Origin of the sequence: Bradyrhizobium sp. CCBAU 45389 (assembly GCF_028128625.1) — a bacterium.
Classification (GTDB): Bacteria; Pseudomonadota; Alphaproteobacteria; order Rhizobiales; family Xanthobacteraceae; genus Bradyrhizobium; species Bradyrhizobium liaoningense_B.
Genome location: NZ_LBIY01000098.1, coordinates 442,039 through 460,867 on the forward strand (window position 1 = coordinate 442,039; position 18,829 = coordinate 460,867).

General features: G+C 65.6%; 15 protein-coding genes. 9 read left to right on the top strand and 6 right to left on the bottom strand.

The genetic code is table 11. The features are described 5' to 3' along the window. Positions 1-184 precede the first annotated feature (184 nt). The gene (locus tag XH79_RS38135) at positions 185-1,036 is read right to left on the bottom strand and encodes a 3-hydroxybutyryl-CoA dehydrogenase (protein ID WP_271585016.1); all 852 of its coding nucleotides are present in this window, start codon (positions 1,034-1,036) and stop codon (positions 185-187) included. Positions 1,037-1,272: 236 nt separating this feature from the next. After that, on the bottom strand, positions 1,273-2,751 hold the full coding sequence (locus tag XH79_RS38140; RefSeq protein ID WP_271585017.1) for an FAD-binding oxidoreductase: 1,479 nt from the start codon (positions 2,749-2,751) through the stop codon (positions 1,273-1,275). 225 nt (positions 2,752-2,976) lie between these two features. Here XH79_RS38140 and hisC point away from each other — a divergent pair, with 225 nt between their 5' ends. Beyond that, positions 2,977-4,029: a histidinol-phosphate transaminase gene (gene hisC, locus XH79_RS38145; protein WP_271585018.1), complete on the top strand. Its 1,053-nt coding sequence runs from the start codon at positions 2,977-2,979 to the stop codon at positions 4,027-4,029. 127 nt (positions 4,030-4,156) lie between these two features. Then, complete coding sequence (locus XH79_RS38150) at positions 4,157-4,855, top strand: ABC transporter permease (protein WP_212337982.1); 699 nt, start codon at positions 4,157-4,159, stop codon at positions 4,853-4,855. Here the strand turns inward: XH79_RS38150 and XH79_RS38155 are convergent. Further along, positions 4,829-5,638 carry an extracellular solute-binding protein gene (locus XH79_RS38155; protein ID WP_271585019.1) on the bottom strand — a complete coding sequence of 270 codons (810 nt, stop codon included), beginning with the start codon at positions 5,636-5,638 and terminating at the stop codon, positions 4,829-4,831. The genes XH79_RS38150 and XH79_RS38155 overlap by 27 nt on opposite strands. Before the next feature lie 237 nt (positions 5,639-5,875). Between XH79_RS38155 and XH79_RS38160 the strand changes: the two genes are divergently transcribed. From XH79_RS38160 to XH79_RS38175, 4 genes are all read left to right on the top strand, one after another. After that, positions 5,876-7,417, top strand: a complete 1,542-nt coding sequence (locus XH79_RS38160; protein WP_271585020.1) for a hypothetical protein — start codon at positions 5,876-5,878, stop codon at positions 7,415-7,417. Between the two features lie 63 nt (positions 7,418-7,480). Continuing rightward, positions 7,481-7,765 (top strand): TonB-dependent receptor plug domain-containing protein, encoded by a 285-nt coding sequence (locus XH79_RS38165; RefSeq protein WP_271585021.1) that lies wholly within the window; start codon positions 7,481-7,483, stop codon positions 7,763-7,765. Positions 7,766-7,931: 166 nt separating this feature from the next. Further along, the gene (blaBJP, locus tag XH79_RS38170; protein WP_271585022.1) at positions 7,932-8,816 is read left to right on the top strand and encodes a BJP family subclass B3 metallo-beta-lactamase; all 885 of its coding nucleotides are present in this window, start codon (positions 7,932-7,934) and stop codon (positions 8,814-8,816) included. A gap of 288 nt (positions 8,817-9,104) precedes the next feature. After that, positions 9,105-11,111, top strand: coding sequence for a putative bifunctional diguanylate cyclase/phosphodiesterase (locus tag XH79_RS38175; RefSeq protein ID WP_271585023.1), 2,007 nt, complete (start codon positions 9,105-9,107; stop codon positions 11,109-11,111). A 7-nt stretch (positions 11,112-11,118) separates the two neighbouring features. Here XH79_RS38175 and hutU read toward each other — a convergent pair whose 3' ends face one another. From hutU to hutI, 3 genes are read right to left on the bottom strand one after another with little or no spacing between them, the layout of a single operon-like run. After that, on the bottom strand, positions 11,119-12,789 hold the full coding sequence (gene hutU, locus XH79_RS38180; protein WP_212337975.1) for a urocanate hydratase: 1,671 nt from the start codon (positions 12,787-12,789) through the stop codon (positions 11,119-11,121). A gap of 9 nt (positions 12,790-12,798) precedes the next feature. Continuing rightward, entirely contained in the window at positions 12,799-14,358 is a 1,560-nt protein-coding gene (gene hutH, locus XH79_RS38185) for a histidine ammonia-lyase (RefSeq protein WP_271585024.1), read from the bottom strand. Further along, positions 14,355-15,569 (bottom strand): imidazolonepropionase, encoded by a 1,215-nt coding sequence (hutI, locus tag XH79_RS38190; RefSeq protein WP_271585025.1) that lies wholly within the window; start codon positions 15,567-15,569, stop codon positions 14,355-14,357. Before hutI ends, hutH begins: the two co-directional genes overlap by 4 nt. Positions 15,570-15,654: 85 nt before the next feature. Here hutI and XH79_RS38195 point away from each other — a divergent pair, with 85 nt between their 5' ends. The 3 genes from XH79_RS38195 (at position 15,655) to XH79_RS38205 (ending at position 18,789) form a co-directional block, all read left to right on the top strand. Further along, positions 15,655-17,013 carry a formimidoylglutamate deiminase gene (locus XH79_RS38195; protein ID WP_271585026.1) on the top strand — a complete coding sequence of 453 codons (1,359 nt, stop codon included), beginning with the start codon at positions 15,655-15,657 and terminating at the stop codon, positions 17,011-17,013. Further along, positions 17,010-17,738 carry a histidine utilization repressor gene (gene hutC / locus XH79_RS38200; protein ID WP_212337969.1) on the top strand — a complete coding sequence of 243 codons (729 nt, stop codon included), beginning with the start codon at positions 17,010-17,012 and terminating at the stop codon, positions 17,736-17,738. Before XH79_RS38195 ends, hutC begins: the two co-directional genes overlap by 4 nt. 106 nt (positions 17,739-17,844) lie before the next feature. Further along, a complete protein-coding gene (locus tag XH79_RS38205) occupies positions 17,845-18,789 on the top strand; it encodes an ABC transporter substrate-binding protein (protein ID WP_271585027.1) in 945 nt (314 codons plus the stop codon). Positions 18,790-18,829: the final 40 nt, after the last annotated feature.

An 18,829-nucleotide genomic window follows, 5' to 3' on the forward strand; every position in this document is an offset into this window, starting at 1 on the left:
CGCAAATTGCGGGAGCGAGCGGCGGGCGTTTCGAGCCCGGCGCCCGCACCTTGATCAGAATCGTAGGGTGGGCAAAGGCGCACTTGCGCCGTGCCCACCATCTCTCTCAAATCGCGACAATGGTGGGCACGCTTCGCTTTGCCCACCCTACGGCACTGCGGATCCTTAGCACCCGGCTCCGTGATTAAGTACCGTAGCTGTAGAAACCCTGCCCCGTCTTGCGGCCGAGATGGCCGGCATCGACCATTTCTTTCAGCAGCGGCGCTGGCCGATATTTAGGATCGTTGAAGCCCTTGTAAAAGACCTCCATCACCGACAGCATGGTGTCGAGCCCGACGAGATCGGCGAGCGCCAGCGGCCCGATCGGGTGGTTGCAACCGAGCTTCATGCCGGCGTCGATTTCCTCGGCGGTCGCGATCCCCTCCTGGAGCGCGAAGATCGCCTCGTTGATCATCGGGCAGAGGATGCGATTGACGGCGAAGCCCGGGCTGTTCTTGGCGGTGATCGCCACCTTGCCGACGCGCTGGGCGAAATCGAGCGCCTTGGCGTGGGTGTCGTCGGAGGTCTGCAGACCGCGGATGAGCTCCAGCAGCGCCATCACCGGCACCGGGTTGAAGAAGTGCATGCCGATGAAGCGATCGGGACGGTCGGTCGCGGCGGCGAGCTTGGTGATCGAGATCGACGAGGTGTTGGTCGCAACCAGCGTGCGCGGCGACAGCGTCGCGCAGAGGTCCTTCAGGATCTTGACCTTGAGCTCCTCGTTCTCGGTGGCGGCCTCGATGACGAGGTCGCAATCCGACAGCTTCGCCCGATCGGTCGTGCCGGTGATGCGCTTGAGCGTCGCTTCGCGGTCGGCCGCCGACATCTTCTCCTTCTTGACCAGACGCTCGAGGCTGCCGCCAACGGTCGACAGGCCACGGTTCACCGCCGCGTCGGAAATATCGACCATTACGACCGAGAGCCCGGCCGCCGCGCAGATCTGCGCGATGCCGTTCCCCATTGTCCCTGCCCCGATGATGCCCACGCTCTGGATCATTGCCTCATATCCTTCATCCTAGCGGGCCAGCCGGCTACAGGCCCGGCCCCATTGTTCCTGCATCAGGGTCTAGCACCGCCAAGGCGCGCCTGCGACCTGATCCTGCCCCTTCCTTAAAGCATCCATGGGGGGAATAAAGTCGTTCGTCCGCGGCGAAAAGGCATGATTTGGGACCTTTGCGGCCTGTTTGGCCCGGGTTCGCCGGACGACAGCCGGCTATGGCGCCGGCCCCCATCTCACCCGAGACGCAGCACCTTGCCCGGATTCATGATGTTGTCGGGGTCGAGCGCCCGCTTGATCGTGCGCATGATGTCGAGCTCGGTCCTGGAACGATAGTGCTGCAGCTCGTCGAGCTTCTCGATGCCGATGCCGTGTTCAGCCGAGATCGAGCCGCCCATGGACGTGATGAGGTCGTTGACGGCCCGTGTGATCGCCGGGGAATACTGGCCGAGCGTCTCGCGATCCATGCCCTTCGGACCCATGAAGGAGAAGTGCACATTGCCGTCTCCGATGTGGCCGAGCGGATAAGGGCGGATCGTCGGCAGGATGTCGAGCGCGGACTTCAGGCCCTTGTCGATGAATTCGGGAATCCGGGAGATTGCGACCGACACGTCGTAGCTCAAACCGGGCCCCTCGGCGCGCGAAGCCTCGGCCACGCTCTCACGGATGCGCCACATGTTGCGCGACTGCGTTTCGGTTTGCGCGATCACCGCATCGAGCAGGCGGCCCGCCTCGAGCTGATCGGCCAGGAACTGCTCCATCCTGTCCGACATGCCAGCACCGCCGTCCTGCCGCGGGCGGGCCGACGACCATTCCAGCAGGAGATACCAATCGGTCTCGGCCTTGAGAGGATCCTGGGCGCCGGGAATATGCCGCAGCACCATGTCGATGCATGCGCGGCTCATCAGCTCGCAGGAGCCGACATTGTCGTCGGAGGCCGCATGCGCCTCCGACAGGAGCTCGATCGCCGCCCTGGGATCGCGGATCGCGAGCCATGCGGTGCAGACGTCCTTCGGCGCGGGCCAGAGCTTCAGCACCGCCTTGGTGATGATGCCGAGCGTGCCTTCAGCGCCAATGAAAAGTTGCTTGAGGTCGTAACCGGTGTTGTCCTTCTTCAGCGCACGCAGCCCGTCCCAGACATCGCCGTTGGCCAGGACGACCTCGAGACCGAGCACCAGATTGCGCGCATTGCCGTAGCGCAGCACCTGCACGCCGCCGGCATTGGTGGAAAGGTTCCCCCCGATCATGCACGAGCCCTGCGCACCGAGGCTGAGCGGAAAGAAGCGGTCATGGCGCGCGGCCGTGTCCTGAAGCGTCTGGAGGACGCAGCCGGCCTCCACGGTCATGGTGTAGCCGACGGGATCGACATTCAGCACGTGGTTCATGCGGCCGAGCGAGAGCAGGATGCCGCGGTGCGCCGGCCACGGTGTGGCGCCGCCCATCAGGCCGGTGTTGCCGCCTTGCGGCACGATGGCAATGCCGTTGTCGTGGCAGAGCCTGACGACGGCGGAGACTTCCGCGGTGCTGGCTGGTCGCACGACCGCTGCAGCCTGCCCTGCGAGCTCGCCGCGCCAGTCGGTCACGAACGGTCGTTTGTCGTGCTCGTCCAGAATCAAGCCCTTGTCACCCACGATGGCCCGCAAGCGGTCGAGAACGGCCGGCGTCGCGGGCGCGGTTGGAATGGAGGGAGCGGTGACAAGGGCAGCACCCGGCATGTGTTCCTCTCTTTGCGGCTCTTCTGCGCAGCCTTGGGCTACGCCGGCCTTCTTTGTTATTTTCAGGTCTTGCGTTTGCACGATGAGGCTAGCATGAAGGCCGCGCCTGGGGGAACGTCGCCGGCCATGAGGTTCGCGCGGATCTGCCGAGGATGCCGAAGGCAAGCGCCCTTCCGTCAAGGCCCCGCTTACCCTACTGTGCCCGGTCAACCCGGATTGGAGATCATGAGCCGCTTCTGGAGTCCTGTCGTCCACACGCTTTCGCCCTACGTGCCGGGCGAGCAGCCGAAGCAGGATGGCATCGTCAAGCTCAACACCAACGAGAATCCCTATCCGCCCTCGCCGCGCGTGCTGGCGGCGATCGCGTCGGCGGCGGAGCGGCTGCGCCTCTATCCCGACCCGCACGCCACGCGCCTGCGCGAGGCGATCGCGACCTATTGCGATGTTGCACCCGAGCAGGTCTTCGTCGGCAACGGCTCCGACGAGGTTCTGGCCCACACCTTCCAGGCGCTCCTGAAGCACGATATGCCGCTTCTGTTTCCTGATGTCACCTACAGCTTCTACCCGGTCTATTGCGGCCTCTATGGGATTGCGCATGAGGAAGTGCCGCTCGATGCCGCGATGAGGATCGAGACCGCCGACTACAGGCGGCCGTCGAGCGCCATCCTGCTCTGCAATCCCAACGCGCCCACCGGCATCGCCCTTCCGCGCGCGGCGATCGCCGCACTGCTCGCGGAAGATCCGGACCGGCTGGTGGTAGTGGACGAGGCCTATGTCGATTTCGGCGCCGAGAGCGCCGTGCCGCTGGTCGCGCGCCACGACAATCTGCTCGTCATCCAGACCTTCTCGAAATCGCGCGCGCTCGCAGGCCTCAGGGTCGGCTTTGCCATCGGCCAGCGGCCGCTGATCGAGGCGCTGGAGCGGGTCAAGGACAGCTTCAACTCCTATCCCGTGGACTGCCTCGCCATCGCCGGCGCCGTCGCCGCGATCGAGGACGAGGCATGGTTTCTCGAAGCCCGCGCTCGTATCATCAAGAGCCGCGACGTGCTGACGCGCGATCTCGGGCAACTCGGCTTCGAGGTATTGCCCTCGCTTGCGAACTTCGTGTTCGCGCGTCATCGCAGCCGGAGCGGTGCCGATCTCGCGGCCGCACTCCGCCAGCGCGGCGTGCTGGTCCGGCATTTCAAGAAGCCGCGCATCGAGGACTTCCTGCGCATCACGGTCGGAACGGAGGAGCAATGTGGCCGGCTGATTGAGGTGCTGCGCGAGTTGTTCTAATTCAGCGAATGCGGCGGCCGCCGCTTGAACACAATGGCATTTGCAGGGACCAGTCCGTGACGCGCCTTTGCCGCCTTGACGTCGACGCCCCGGAGGCATGCGTCCGAACATCGAAGTTCAAGCGCGAATGAACGATTTCGCGCGATCCATCGTCGCCGCCTTCGCGCTGATCGGCGATGCCGACGCCGAGCTGCTCGGCATCGTCGCATTGTCGGTCCGCGTCAGCCTGACCGCCAGCCTCGTCGCGCTGCTGATCGGCGCACCGTTTGGCGCCTTGCTCGCGATCACCCGTTTCCGCGGACGGCAAGTCATCATCGTGCTGACCAATGCGTTGCTCGGCCTCCCGCCGGTCGTGGTCGGGCTCGCGCTCTATCTCTTGCTGTCGCGGTCCGGCCCGCTCGGGGCGGCGGGGCTGCTGTTCACGCCCACCGCCATGGTGATCGCGCAGACGCTGCTCGCGACGCCGATCGTGGTGGCGCTGGTGCACCGGCCGGCGAGCCTGCTCTGGGCGGAGTATGGCGATCTGGCGCGCATCGACGGGCTATCCGCCTTCCGCAGCATGGCGCTCCTGCTCGCGCTGGGACGGACCTCGCTGCTGACGGCCTTTCTTGCCGCCTTCGGGCGCGCTATCGCCGAGGTCGGCGCCATCATCATCGTCGGCGGCAATATCCGCGGCTTCACGCGGACCATGACGACCGCGATCGCGCTGGAGACCAGCAAGGGCGATCTGCCGCTGGCGCTGGGGCTCGGGCTGATCCTGCTCGCGCTCAGCGTGGCGGTGTCGACCGTCGCCTTTTTGCTAGTTGGCCGCGTTGGGGAAAAATAGCTGCTCGCCGCCGACTTTGTAGCCGGCAATCGCCTGCTGTCCCTTCGGGGACACCAGCCAGTCGATGAAGGCCTGCCCATCCTGCGCCTTCACGTTCGGATGCTTGGCCGGATTGACCAGCATGACGCCATACTGGTTGAAGAGCCGCTTGTCGCCCTCAGTGAGAACAGTGAGCTCGCCGCGATTCCCAAACGACAGCCAGGTGCCACGATCCGACAGCAGATAGGCGTTCGAGGACGAGGCCATGTTCAGCGCGGGACCCATGCCCTGACCGATCTCGCGGTACCAGCTGTCCTTGCCGGCACTGAGGTCGACGCCCGCCTCCTTCCACAATCTCAGCTCAGCCGCGTGCGTGCCGGACTTGTCGCCGCGCGAGATGAACGCCGCCTTTGCCGCCGCGATCTTGCGCAGCGCATCGGTGACGTCCTTGCTGCCGGCGATCTGCGCCGGATCGCTCTTCGGGCCGATGATGACGAAGTCGTTGTACATCACGTCGAAGCGCTTCACGCCCTGCCCTTCCGACATGAACTTGTCTTCGGCGGGCCTGTCATGGACGAACACCACATCGGCGTCACCTCGCCGCCCGATGTCGAGCGCCTGGCCGGTGCCGACGGCAACGACCTTTACGTTGATGCCCTCGGCCTTCGAGAACAGCGGCAGCAGATGGCCGAACAATCCCGATTGCTCCGTCGACGTCGTCGAGGCCACGGTGATGGTGCGATCCTGCGCGAACGCGGTGGTGGACCAGAGCAGAAGCGCTCCGATGGCGACTATTCTTCTCATCTCGTCCCTACAGCAGATGCCCGGGAGTTCCAAGCTACCTTGAGAGAGCACCACGGGGAACCCCGACATTCGGCGCAACTCACATTGCTGCGACGCGCCACGCCCGAGTTTGGAACGCCCCCTCCACGCACAGGTTGTCTCGGCAATGCAGCCTCGTCACGCCGCGGATTCGAATCGAGAGGCTCACCGGCGACGCGCGCATGTTCTGCAATTGGTCCCACCTACATTGACATCGGTGTGACGGCCGGGGCAGTTTTTCACATTGCTGACGAATCAGCGATTGCCTCACGCAGAGTACCTCTTGGACAACTCCCAGTGCTTTCGAGACTGATATCGTTGCTGCGCCGCATTCCTGCGGTGAATTGGGCGTTGACCCGGCTTCGGCCTTCGCCGCATGAGGCCAGCATCGACGCCGCTCAGATCACCGCGGACAGCTCGCCGGCCCTCATCGTCGATGCCGCAGAAACGGCGCCGGCTCCGAGCATCAGCACCAGCGTCGATCCACTGCCCGGCGACGCAGGCATCGCGGTCGCCGCGGATGAGACCGAAATCACTGTCGATGCGGAGGGCCCGTCGGCTGCGCCGGCTGATGTGAGCGTCACCGAGGCCTCATCCGTGGAGACGCCGACAGAAGCCGAGCCGGTCGTCGTGGCGGAGGCTGCAATCTCGCCGGTCGACGTCGCAGAAACCGCGCCGGCTCCGAACGTCAGCATCGTCGCCGACCCATTGCCCAGCGACGCAGCCATCGCGGTCGCCGCGGATGAGACCGAAATCACTGTCGACGCGGAGAGCTCGTCGACTGCGCCGGCTGATGTGAGCGTCACCGAGGCTTCATCCGGGGAGACGCCGACAGAAGCCGAGCCGGTCGTCGTGGCGGAGGCTGCAATCTCGCCGGTCGACGTCGCGCCCGAACCGACCGATATTCCTGAGCTCATCATCGACAACAATCCGCCGGCGGAAGAGTCGGCCGATGTTGCGCCCAGTGCCGCGGTCACATCTGTCGACGCCGAGCCCATTACGATCAGCAGCGATCCATCTCCCGAGCTTCCGGCCGGCATCGAGCCAGTCGTTGCGGAGGAGCCAATCTCGTCTATTGAGGTCGCAATAGCGCCGGTTGACGCCCCCGATCTCGTCGTCAACGAGGATCACGCCTCTGTCATCCCTGCGGAGGTTGAGCCCTCCGTCGCAGACGAGTCTTGTGTCGCCATTGCCGACAGCGAAGTCACAGCGGAGGATGTCGATAACAGCCGCATCGACAGCGCGCTGTCCTCCAGCGTCGCGGTCGAGATCGAGCCAGTCCCCGCGGACGATCCGGCGCCCGTCGTCGCTGCAATCAGCTCCGAGGACTGTTCGGTCGACACCTCCGACGTCGTCACGGACATTGCGCCGGAGACGGTCCTTGCGCCTCCCGCCCCCGAGGTCCGCAGCACACCGAAGGTTCGCGCCAAGCCCGCGGAACCGGCCGATCGCGCCGCCCTGATCCGACAGCGCTGGGCCGAGACCGGCATCAGAATGTGGAATCCGCGGCTTCACGGCACCGGCGATGCCACGCTGAACATCCAGGGGAGCATCGAGCTGCTGCCGCCCGCGCCCGGCGAGACCATGCCGCGCTACGACAAGCTGGAATTCAGGATGCTCGGCGGCCAGATCGTGTGCGAGGGCGTCATCGTCGAGGCGCCCGCGCAGGCGGGCCATCGCAGCTTCACCCGCCTCGCCGAGCCGCGAGTTCCGGACCGGGGCCGTGAACCCATGCGGGAACGCCGGGCCGCTCTCGCCTGATCCTTTTCTCTGCGAAGACTGCTCGCCATATGCTAGGCTGAAGCCCCGGACACGGGAGATCGCATGCGCACGACATCGTTGCGATTGATCGTCATCGCCGCTCTCTGCTTCTCGCAAGCAGCTTTTGCAGCGTCCACCAAGCGACCGCGCCACGTGCCGGCAACGGCACCCGCCGCCGATGCCGCAGCGCGTTACAAAGCTGACCGGCTCTCGTCCTCGCGTGGCGAGACCATCCTCAACACGCCCGGCCAGACCACCGTGCTGACGCGAGAGGTCCTCGACGACATGAACGCGAGGAGCCTTAAGGACGCCATGCGCTCGACCGCCGGCGTGACGATCGGGCGATAGGCTCCCGCTCCGCTTTCACCAAACCCGCCGATATTCCCGCAAGGCCCACGAATTTTTGCGGACACAAGGCGTTGCCCTCGACGCCAGCCACGACGTAACTTGCGCACGCCCGGGCCACGACGTCCCCGCCCGACCAAAACGACAAGAACACTGTGGGAGGCAAACTATGAGAAGGCTCGCGGCCGCGCTGTGTGCACTGGCCCTGTTCTCGACTGGCGCGCAAGCGCAGACCATCAAGGATTTCCTGGCAATAGCCATGAAGAAATGGACGGCGCCGTTCGAGCCGTTCCAGCTCATCGGCAACATCTACTATGTCGGCACCGACGGCATTGCCGTCTACGTCATCAAGACCTCGCAGGGCCTGATCCTGATGGATACGGCGATGCCGCAGTCGACCGGCATGATCAAGGACAACATCGCCAAGCTCGGCTTCAAGGTCGCCGACATCAAGATCATCCTCAACTCGCACGCGCATCTCGACCACACCGGCGGCTTCGCCGAGATCAAGAAAGAGACCGGCGCACAGCTCATCGCCGGCGAGCGCGACAAGCCGCTGCTCGAAGGCGGCTACTATCCGGGCGACGAGAAGAACGAGGACCTCGCCTTCCCCGCCGTGAAGGTCGACCGCACCGTCAAGGAAGGCGACAAGGTTACGCTCGGCGACACCACGCTGACCGCGCATGCCACGCCCGGCCATTCGCCCGGCTGTACGAGCTGGGAGATGACCGTCAAGGACGGCAAGGAGGACCGCGAGGTACTGTTCTTCTGCAGCGGCACGGTGGCGCTGAACCGCCTGATCGGCCAACCAACCTATCCCGGCATCGTCGACGACTATCGCGCAACCTACGCCAAGGTGAAGGCGATGAAGATCGACGTGCTGCTCGGGCCGCATCCGGAGGTCTATGGCATGCAGGCCAAGCGCGCGGAGATGAAGGACGGTGCACCGAACCCGTTCGTCAAGCCGGGCGAGCTCGCCACCTATGCGACCGGCCTGTCGCAGGAGTTCGACAAGCAACTCGCCAAGCAGACCGCGGCGCTGGAGAAGAAATAGCGCCCGTCAGATGGTGCCAGCCTCTCCCCGACGAGGGAGAGGTGCGCCAACACGTTGTGCCGGCGCACATGGTTAGCAGAGTGTAGCTGCGGCGCTACTTCGCAGTGATAGGGCTCGCGTCCCCGCCTCATATCGTTAATGCGGCCTCACCAATGCACGCGGCTGGAATTGATGCAGCCGCGTGCAACCTGCGCCAGCTTTTCCGTATGGAACCCGTCTAACGCGCCCTTTACCCCTGCCGTGCAAGATCGCCCCCGTTTTTTGAAGGGATCCGGGGCGCGTATTGCAATGCCTGTCGCCAATTTGAAGTCTCGTTTCGTCGCCGCGACGCGGCTGTTTCGCGTGCCGGCCGACAACCCGGACCTGACGCGCGCGCAGTTCGACGCCTTCTCCAAGCAGATCCCGCTGCTCTACTTCATCCTCATGAGCAACACGATCGCCGTCGCCTACACCTACGTGAACGTGGCGCCGGACTGGCTGACGATGATCGTGCCGAGCGTGCTCACCGTGCTGGCGGCGCTGCGCACCTTCTGGTGGCTGCGCCAGCGTCACCTCGTGCGCAGCGATGCCGACATCCTGCGCAATCTGCGCGCAACCAACTGGATGACGCTGCCGATCGGTGCCGGCTTCACCGCCTGGTCCTTCGCGCTCTTCCCCTACGGCGATCCATTCGCCAAGAGCCAGGTCGCCTTCTACATGGCGGTGACCGTGATCGGCTGCATCTTCTCGCTGATGCATCTGCGCTCCGCGGCGCTGATCGTGACGCTGGTCGTCGACGTCCCCTATGTGCTGTTCTTCTGGGCCACCGGCGAGCCGACGCTGAAGGCGATTGCGGTCAACAACCTGCTCGTCTCCGGCGCAATGGTGACGGTGCTGTTCATCTACTATCGCGACTTCGCCGATCTCGTCGCCAGCCGCAAATCGCTGCTCGCACAACAGGCGGCGACGCAAGCTCTGTCGGACGAGAATTTCCGCCTCGCCAATCTCGATTCCCTCACCGAGCTGCCGAACCGCCGCCGCTTCTTCGCCGAGCTGTCGAGCGCCTTCACGGATGCCGAGCGCAGGAACGTTCGCGTCGCGGTCGGCATCATCGATCTCGACGGCTTCAAGCCGATCAACGACAATTACGGTCACTCGGTCGGCGACCGCGTGCTGATCGAAGCCGGCCGGCGCATCCGCGAGGTCTGCGAGGGTTTTGGTCCGCAGCGGGTCGAATTCGCCCGGCTCGGCGGCGACGAGTTCGGTCTCGTCGTGTGCGGCGACCCCGATGATGCGGATCTGCTCCGACTCGGCCAGCGCATCGGCGACCAGGTGAAGCTTCCCTACCAGCTCGACACCGCCCATACGGGGCTGTCCTGCTCGATCGGCTTTGCGCTGTTCCCGCAATCGGCAACGACGGCCGAAGCGCTCTATGAATGCGCCGACTATTCGCTCTATCACGCCAAGCGCCATCTGCGCGGCCGCACCGTGATCTTCTCGAGCGAGCTCGAGGCCGAGATCCGCAGCCGCGGCGTGATCGAGAACCTGCTGCGCACCGCGGATTTCAGCACCGAGATGGACCTGGTGTTCCAGCCGATCGTGGACGCCATGAGCGAGCACACCACCGGCTTCGAGGTTCTGGCGCGCTGGCACAGCTCCCGCCTCGGCCTCGTGTCGCCGGCCGACTTCATCCCGGCCGCCGAGCGCATCGGCCTGATCCGGCCACTGACGCAGGCGCTGCTGGTTCGCGCGCTTGCGACGGCCAAGACCTGGCCCGACCACATCCGCCTGTCGTTTAACCTCTCCGCTCACGACGTCTGCGCGGCCGAGGGCATCCTGCCGCTGATCTCGATCGTCGAGAAGAGCGGGCTGCCGCCGCACCGGATCGATTTCGAGATCACCGAGACCGCCGTCACCTTCGATTTCGTGCGCGCGCAGCAGTCGATCGCGGCATTGAAGGCGATGGGCTGCGGCATTTCGCTGGACGATTTCGGCACCGGCTACTCCTCGCTGAGCCACGTGCACCGTCTGCCGCTCGACAAGATCAAGATCGACCGCAGCTTCGTCGCCGACATCAACGACAATCCGGTGAGTCACAAGATCATCAAGTCGCTCACGGGCCTGTGCGACGACATGGAGATCGCCTGCGTCGTCGAGGGCGTCGAGACGCGCGCCCAGCTCGACACCCTGCGGCGGCTGGGATGCGACTTCATCCAGGGCTATTATTTCGCAAAGCCCATGCCGGGCCATGTGATCGGCGAGTACCTGGCCCAGGAAACCCAGCGCCTTGCGGGCGCGGCCAAGGTCGTGGCCTGAGGCGCGGCTACTTCGAAAGGCTCGGCAGATCGAGCCCCTTGTCACGGGCGCAGTCGATCGCGATGTCGTAACCCGCGTCGGCATGACGCATGACGCCGCTGGCAGGATCGTTCCAGAGCACGCGTTCGATGCGCCTCGCCGCTTCCGGCGTGCCGTCGGCAACGATCACCATGCCGGCGTGCTGCGAATAGCCGATGCCGACACCGCCGCCATGGTGCAGCGAGACCCAGGTCGCGCCGCTGGCGCAATTGAGCAGCGCGTTGAGCAGCGGCCAGTCGGACACCGCATCCGACCCGTCCTTCATCGCCTCGGTCTCGCGGTTGGGGCTGGCCACCGAGCCGCTGTCGAGATGATCGCGGCCTATCACGATCGGCGCCTTCAATTCGCCGCGCGCCACCATCTCGTTGAACGCAAGGCCGAGGCGATGACGATCGCCGAGGCCGACCCAGCAGATCCGCGCCGGCAGGCCCTGGAACTTGATGCGCTCCTTGGCCATGTCGAGCCAGTTGTGCAGATGCTTGTCGTCGGGCATCAGCTCCTTGACCTTGGCGTCGGTCCTGAAGATGTCCTCGGGATCGCCCGACAGCGCGGCCCAGCGGAACGGCCCGACGCCGCGGCAGAACAGCGGACGGATATAGGCGGGAACGAAGCCGGGGAAATCGAACGCGTTCTTCAGGCCCATGTCCTGCGCCATCTGGCGGATGTTGTTGCCGTAGTCGAGCGTCGGAATGCCCTGCGCATGGAAATCCAGCATGGCCTGGACATGCTCGACCATCGACGTCTTCGAGGCGCGCTCCACTGCCTTCGGATCGGAGGCGCGCTTGGCCTCCCAATCGGCCAGCGTCCAGCCTTTCGGCAAATAGCCGTTGATCGGATCATGCGCGCTGGTCTGGTCCGTGACGATGTCGGGCTTGACGCCGCGGCGCACCAGCTCCGGGAAAATCTCGGCGGCATTGCCGAGCAGGCCGACCGAGACCGCCTTCTTCGTCTTTGCGGCGTCCGCCATGATCGCAAGCGCTTCGTCGAGCGTTGCGGCCTGCCGATCGAGATAGCCGGTGCGCAGACGCATCTCGATGCGGCTCGGCTGGCATTCGACCGCGAGCATCGACGCGCCGGCCATAGTCGCGGCCAGCGGCTGCGCCCCGCCCATGCCGCCGAGACCGGCCGTCAGAATCCATTTGCCGGCAAGGCTGCCGCCATAATGGCGACGGCCGACTTCGACGAAGGTCTCGTAGGTACCCTGCACGATGCCCTGGCTGCCGATATAGATCCAGGAGCCCGCCGTCATCTGGCCGTACATCATCAGGCCCTGGCGATCGAGCTCGTTGAAATGGTCGAGCGTCGCCCAGTGCGGCACGATGTTGGAGTTTGCGATCAGAACGCGCGGCGCATCGGAGTGAGTGCGGAAGACTCCGACAGGCTTGCCGGACTGCACCAGCAGCGTCTGGTCGCCTTCGAGCTTGCGCAAGGCCGCCGTGATCCGGTCAAAGCTCTCCCAGTCGCGCGCGGCGCGGCCGATGCCGCCATAGACGACGAGCTCGCTCGGGCGCTCCGCCACATCAGGATCGAGATTGTTCATCAGCATGCGCAAGGGCGCTTCCGTCAGCCAGCTCTTGGCGCTGATCTCGCTGCCGCGGGGAGCACGGATGGTGCGGTCATTGTCCAGTCGGCGGTTCATGTGGACCTCTTAATCAAGTCGCGGAAACGGATCGGTTGGAAGCGCAGCGAGCGCTACTGCTGGCAATGCATCGGCTTCGATCAGCGCGGCGGCCTTGGCGAGATCGCCGGCCATGTAGCGGTCGGCACCGAGCGCAGGCACCTGCTCGCGGAGGGTCGCGATGACGGCGATCAGCGGCACACTGGTCGCATGCGGCGCACGCAACGTGATGCCCTGTGCTGCGACCAGCAGCTCGATGCCCAAAATGGCGGCGAGATTGTCCGCCATGTCGGAGAGGCGCCGCGCCGCATGCGCGGCCATCGAGACGTGGTCTTCCTGATTAGCGCTGGTCGGCGTCGAGTCGATCGAGCAAGCGAGCGCGCGCTGCTTGTTCTCGGCATAGAGCGCGGCTGCCGTCACCTCGGCGATCATGAAGCCGGAATTGATGCCGGGATCGGGGGTGAGGAACGGCGGCAGGCCGAAATTCAGCGCGGGATCGACCAGCGTCGCGATGCGCCGCTCGCTGATTGCGCCGATCTCCGACAGCGACAGCGCGATTGCGTCGGCGGCGAAGGCGACCGGCTCGGCGTGGAAATTGCCGCCGGAGACGATCTCGCCGGTCTCGACCAGCACCAGCGGATTGTCGGTGACGGCATTGGCCTCGACGATCAACGTGCGCGCGGCCTGCGTGATCAGGTCCAGCGCGGCGCCTGCGACTTGCGGCTGACAGCGCAGGCAATAAGGATCCTGCACCCGCTCGTCGCCTTCGAGATGCGACAGCCGGATATCGCTGCCGTCGAGCAACGCGGTCAGTGTCGCGGCCGCGGCGATCTGGCCGGCATGGCCACGTAGCGCCTGGATTTCGGGACGGAACGGCGCCGTCGACGCCATCGCCGCATCGACCGACAGCGCGCCGGTCACGAGCGCGGCACGGGCGAGGCGAAATGCACGCAGCACGCCCGATATGGCGTAGGCGGTCGAGAACTGCGTGCCGTTGATCAGCGCGAGGCCTTCCTTGGGCCCGAGGGTCAGCGGCGCGAGACCGGCCGCAGTGAGCGCCTCGCTGCCGGACACAGTTTCCCCGCCAACGATCGCCTGCCCCTCGCCGATCATCACCGCCGTCATATGCGCGAGCGGCGCGAGATCGCCGGAGGCGCCGACCGAGCCCTGCTGCGGCACCATCGGATAGACGCCCCGCGCCAACATCCCCTGCAACTGCTCGATCACGTCGCGCCGAACACCGGAGGCGCCGCGCCCGAGCGAGACGATCTTCAGCGCCATCATCAGCCGCACGATCGGCTCGGGCGTCGCCGGGCCGACGCCGCAGCAATGCGAGACGATGAGGTTGCGTTGGAGCAGCGTGGTCTGATCGGGCGGAATGCGCTTCGATGCGAGCTTCCCGAAGCCGGTGTTGATGCCATAGACGGGGACGTCGGCCTGCGCGGCCTGCGCAACGATCTGCGCAGCCGCCTCGACGCGCGGCCAGAATGACGGATCGAGGACGACAGGGGCGCCTTCGAGCACGCGCCCGAGATCGTCGAGGCTCACTGTTCCCGGCTTGACGACGATCGCTGTACCCTGCTCCGTCACTGTGCCCTCCACACCCGCCGATGCAGCGGATTGAAGCCGATGCGGTAGACGAGCTCGGCAGGCCGCTCGATGTCCCAGATCGCGAGATCGCACCATTTCCCGGCTTCCAGCGTACCGGTCTCGGCCAGCACACCAAGCGCCCGCGCGCCTTCACGGGTGACGCCGGCAAGGCACTCGGCCACATTCATCCGGAACAGTGTCGCCCCCATGTTCATCGCGAGCAGGAGCGAGGTCAGCGGCGAGCTGCCGGGATTGCAGTCGGTCGCGAGCGCCATGGGAACGCCATGCTTGCGGAACGCCTCGATCGGCGGCTTCTGCGTCTCGCGGATGAAGTAGAACGCGCCGGGCAGCAGCACGGCCACCGTGCCGGCCTTCGCCATGGCGGTGACGCCGGCTTCATCCGTGTGCTCGAGGTGATCGGCCGACAGTGCAGAGAATTTTGCGGCAAGCGCGGCACCGCCGAGATTCGACAGCTGATCAGCATGGAGCTTGACCGGCAGGCCGAGCCCTCTCGCGGCCTCGAAGACCCGCGCGGTCTGCTCAGCCGAGAACGCGATCCCTTCCATGAAGGCATCGACGGCATCGGCAAGGCCCGCCTTGGCGACGGCGGGCAACATCTCCTTGCAGACGCGATCGATGTAACGGTCCTTGTCGCCGTCGGCCTCCACCGGCAACGCATGCGCGCCGAGAAAGGAGGTGCGGATCGCGACCGGCCGCTGACGGCCGAGGCTGCGCGCGGCCGCGAGCTGACGCATCTCGGTCTCGGTATCGAGGCCGTAGCCGGACTTGATCTCGACGGTGGTTGCGCCCTCGCCGATCAGCGCATCGAGCCGCGGCAGCGCACTCGCAACGAGCTCGGCTTCGCTCGCCTTGCGCGTTGCCGCCACCGTCGAGACGATGCCGCCGCCGGCGCGCGCGATCTCTTCGTAGCTTGCCCCCTTCAGGCGCAGCTCGAATTCATGCGCGCGATTGCCGCCATAGACGAGATGGGTGTGGCAGTCGACGAGACCCGGAGTGATCCAGCGCCCCTCGCAATCGATCCGATCGATCGCGTCCGCATCAGCAGGAAAATCCGCCTCCGCGCCCGCATAAACGATGCGGCCGCCGCGTGCGGCGATGACACCATGCTCGATCTCGCCGAGATCGGGACGGTCGGCGCGCATCGTGGCGAGCCGGGCATTGTGCCAGATCCGGTCGAAGCGCTCTGCCATGCGGGTATCCATTCGCCCTGGGATGCTTGACTTATATGTCTAGACATATAATCGTAAGGCGGTTCTGTCCAGCCGGCGTGTCATCATGTCCCGACTGCATTTCGCTTCCGCGCTCCTGCCTTCGGGCTGGGCTAATGACGTGCAGGTGGTCGTCACCGCCGGCGCGATCGCGGCGGTGACGCCGGGCGTGGCGCCGGCCACCGGCGACGAGCGTCACGAAATCGCGCTTCCGGGACTTGCGAGCCTGCACAGCCACGCCTTCCAGCGCGGCATGGCCGGGCTCGCGGAACTTCGCGGCGATTCCACCGACACGTTCTGGACCTGGCGCGAGACGATGTATCGCTTTGCGCTGGCGATGACGCCGGACGATGTCGCGGCCGTTGCGACGCTCCTTTATGTCGAGATGCTGGAGCAGGGTTTTACCCGCGTCGGCGAATTCCATTACCTCCACCACGACCGCGACGGTTCGCCCTATGCCGATGTCGCTGAGATGGCCGCGCGGATCGCGCAGGCTGCCGAGGCCTCCGGCATTGCGCTCACGTTGCTGCCGAGTTTTTATGCGCATGGCTCATTTGGAGGCGCTGCACCCCATGCAGGACAGCGCCGCTTCATCTGCTCGGTCGATCAGTTCGCCGCGTTGATGACTGCCTCGCGCAAGGCCATCGCAACATTGCCGGACGCCAATATCGGCATCGCGCCGCACAGCCTGCGCGCGGTGACACCGGACGAACTGACCGCGATCATTCCGTTCGCCGAGGGCGGGCCGGTGCATATCCATGCCGCCGAGCAGGTCAAGGAAGTCGAGGATTGCCTGGCCTGGTCGGGCCGGCGCCCAGTGCAATGGCTGCTGGAACACGCTCCCGTCGATCAACGCTGGTGTCTCATTCATGCGACCCACATGACGACTGAGGAAGTGACGGCACTCGCGAGGACCGGCGCGGTCGCCGGCCTTTGCCCGATCACCGAAGCAAGCCTCGGCGATGGCATTTTTTCGGCGCGCGAGTTTCTCGACGCCGGCGGCCGTTTCGGCGTCGGCACGGATTCCAACGTGCTGATCGGCGCCGCCGACGAATTGCGCCAGCTCGAATACGGCCAGCGGCTCAAGCATCGCCAGCGCAACGTCCTCTCCGGCGGCGCAGGTCGCTCGACCGGACGCACGCTGTTCGACGATGCGCTTGGCGGCGGCGCGCGGGCGCTGGCGCAGCCGACGGTCGGCCTCGCGCCCGGCGCGCGTGCCGACATCGTCACGCTCGACGCCGCGCATCCGTCGCTGGCGGGGCGTATGCATGACGCTGTCATCGATGGCTGGATCTTTGCCGCGGGCGGCAGCGCGATCGATTGCGTCTGGGCGGGCGGCAACAAAGTGGTCGAAGGCGGTCGGCACAAGCTGCGTCAGGCCGCGCGCGAGCGCTTCAACGCCGCGGTGCGGAGGCTCGTCGCATGAGCCTCACCGCAGACGCAGCCGACCAGCCGACGCTCTACAAGCGCATCCGCGCCGACATCGAGAAGCGTATCCTGACCGGCGAATGGCCGCCCGGGCATCGCATTCCGTTCGAGCACGAGCTGGTCGCGCGCTACGGCTGCTCGCGCATGACCGTCAACAAGGCGCTGTCGGAACTCGCCCAGGCCGACCTGATCGAACGGCGGCGGCGCGCCGGCTCGTTCGTGCGACGGCCGCAGCATCAATCCGCCGTTCTCAAGATCGCCGACATCCGCGCCGAGATCACCGCGCTCGGGCGCGCGTACGGCTACGAGCTGATCGGCCGCAAGCTGCGCGCGGCGACCGCTGCCGACCGCGACCGTCTCGGCGTCAAGAAGGCGGGCAAGGTGGTCGCGATCACCTGCCGGCACAGCGCCGACAACGTGCCCTTCGCGGTCGAGGACAGGCTGATCGATCTCGCCTCCGTGCCGCATGCGGCGACCGCCGATTTCTCGCGCGAGCCGCCCGGCTCCTGGCTGCTTCACCATGTCCCATGGACAGAGGCCGAGCATACGATCAGCGCCATCGTTGCGGATGATCGCACGGCGGAAGCGCTCGACATTGCCGTCGGCGCGCCCTGCCTCGTGATCGACCGCTACACCTGGCGCAGCGCGCGCACCATCACCGCAGTGCGCCTGCTCTATCCCGGTGACTCTCACCGCCTTGTCGCCCGATTCAAGGGAGGTTGAGAGAACGATGTCGGCACAATTTGTGCAACGCTTCGGGCAACGGTTCCCACAGACCGACAGAGATCAACAGGACGTCAATCCATCGATCGGCAAGAGGACGACAAACATGCGTAATTCAAAAGTATTTGCGACAATCATTGCCCTTACGGCCTCCACTCCGGTGCTCGCCGACGACGTCAAGGTCGGCGTCGGCATCTCCGGATGGACCGGCTTCGCACCGCTGACGCTGGCGAAGGAAGCCGGCATCTTCAAGAAGAACGGTCTCGACGTCACGATCAAGAAGATCCCGCAGAAGGACCGCCACCTCGCGATTGCCTCCGGCGACATCCAGTGCGCAGCGACCACGGTCGAGACCTGGATCTCCTGGAACGCCAACGGCGTCGCCACCAAGCAGATCTTCCAGCTCGACAAGAGCTACGGCGCCGACGGCATGGCCGTGCGCAACGACGTCGCCGCAATCAAGGATCTGAAGGGCAAGACGGTCGCGGCGTCCGCGCCGGGCACGTCGCCCTATTTCGCGCTGGCCTGGATGCTCAAGAAGAACGGCCTCACCACGAAGGACGTGACCATCGTGAACCTCGAGCCCGCCGCGGCCGCACAAGCCTTCGTCTCCGGCCAGAACGACGCCGCGATGACCTATGAGCCGTATCTGTCGACCGTGCGCGCCGCACCGGACAAGGGCAAGATCATCGCGACCACGCTGGACTACCCGATCGTGATGGACACCTTCGGCTGCACGCCGAAATTCCTGAGCGAGAATCCGAAGGCCGCGCAGGCCCTCGCCAACAGCTATTTCGAGGCGCTCGACATGATCACCAAGGACCAGGCCAAGGCCTATGAGATCATGGGCGCGGACGTGAAGCAGACCGGCGAACAGTTCGGCAACTCGGCAAAGTACCTGCGCTGGCAGGACAAGGCCGCGAACCAGAAGTTCTTCGCCGGCGACTTCCTGACCTTCAACAAGGACGCCGCCGAGCTCCTGCTCGAGATCGGCATCATCAAGTCCGCGCCGAAGGTCGAAGACCTCTACGACGCCAGCTTCATCAAGTAAGCTCCGACAAGCTGCCGGTCCCGCCGCGAGGCGGGGCCGG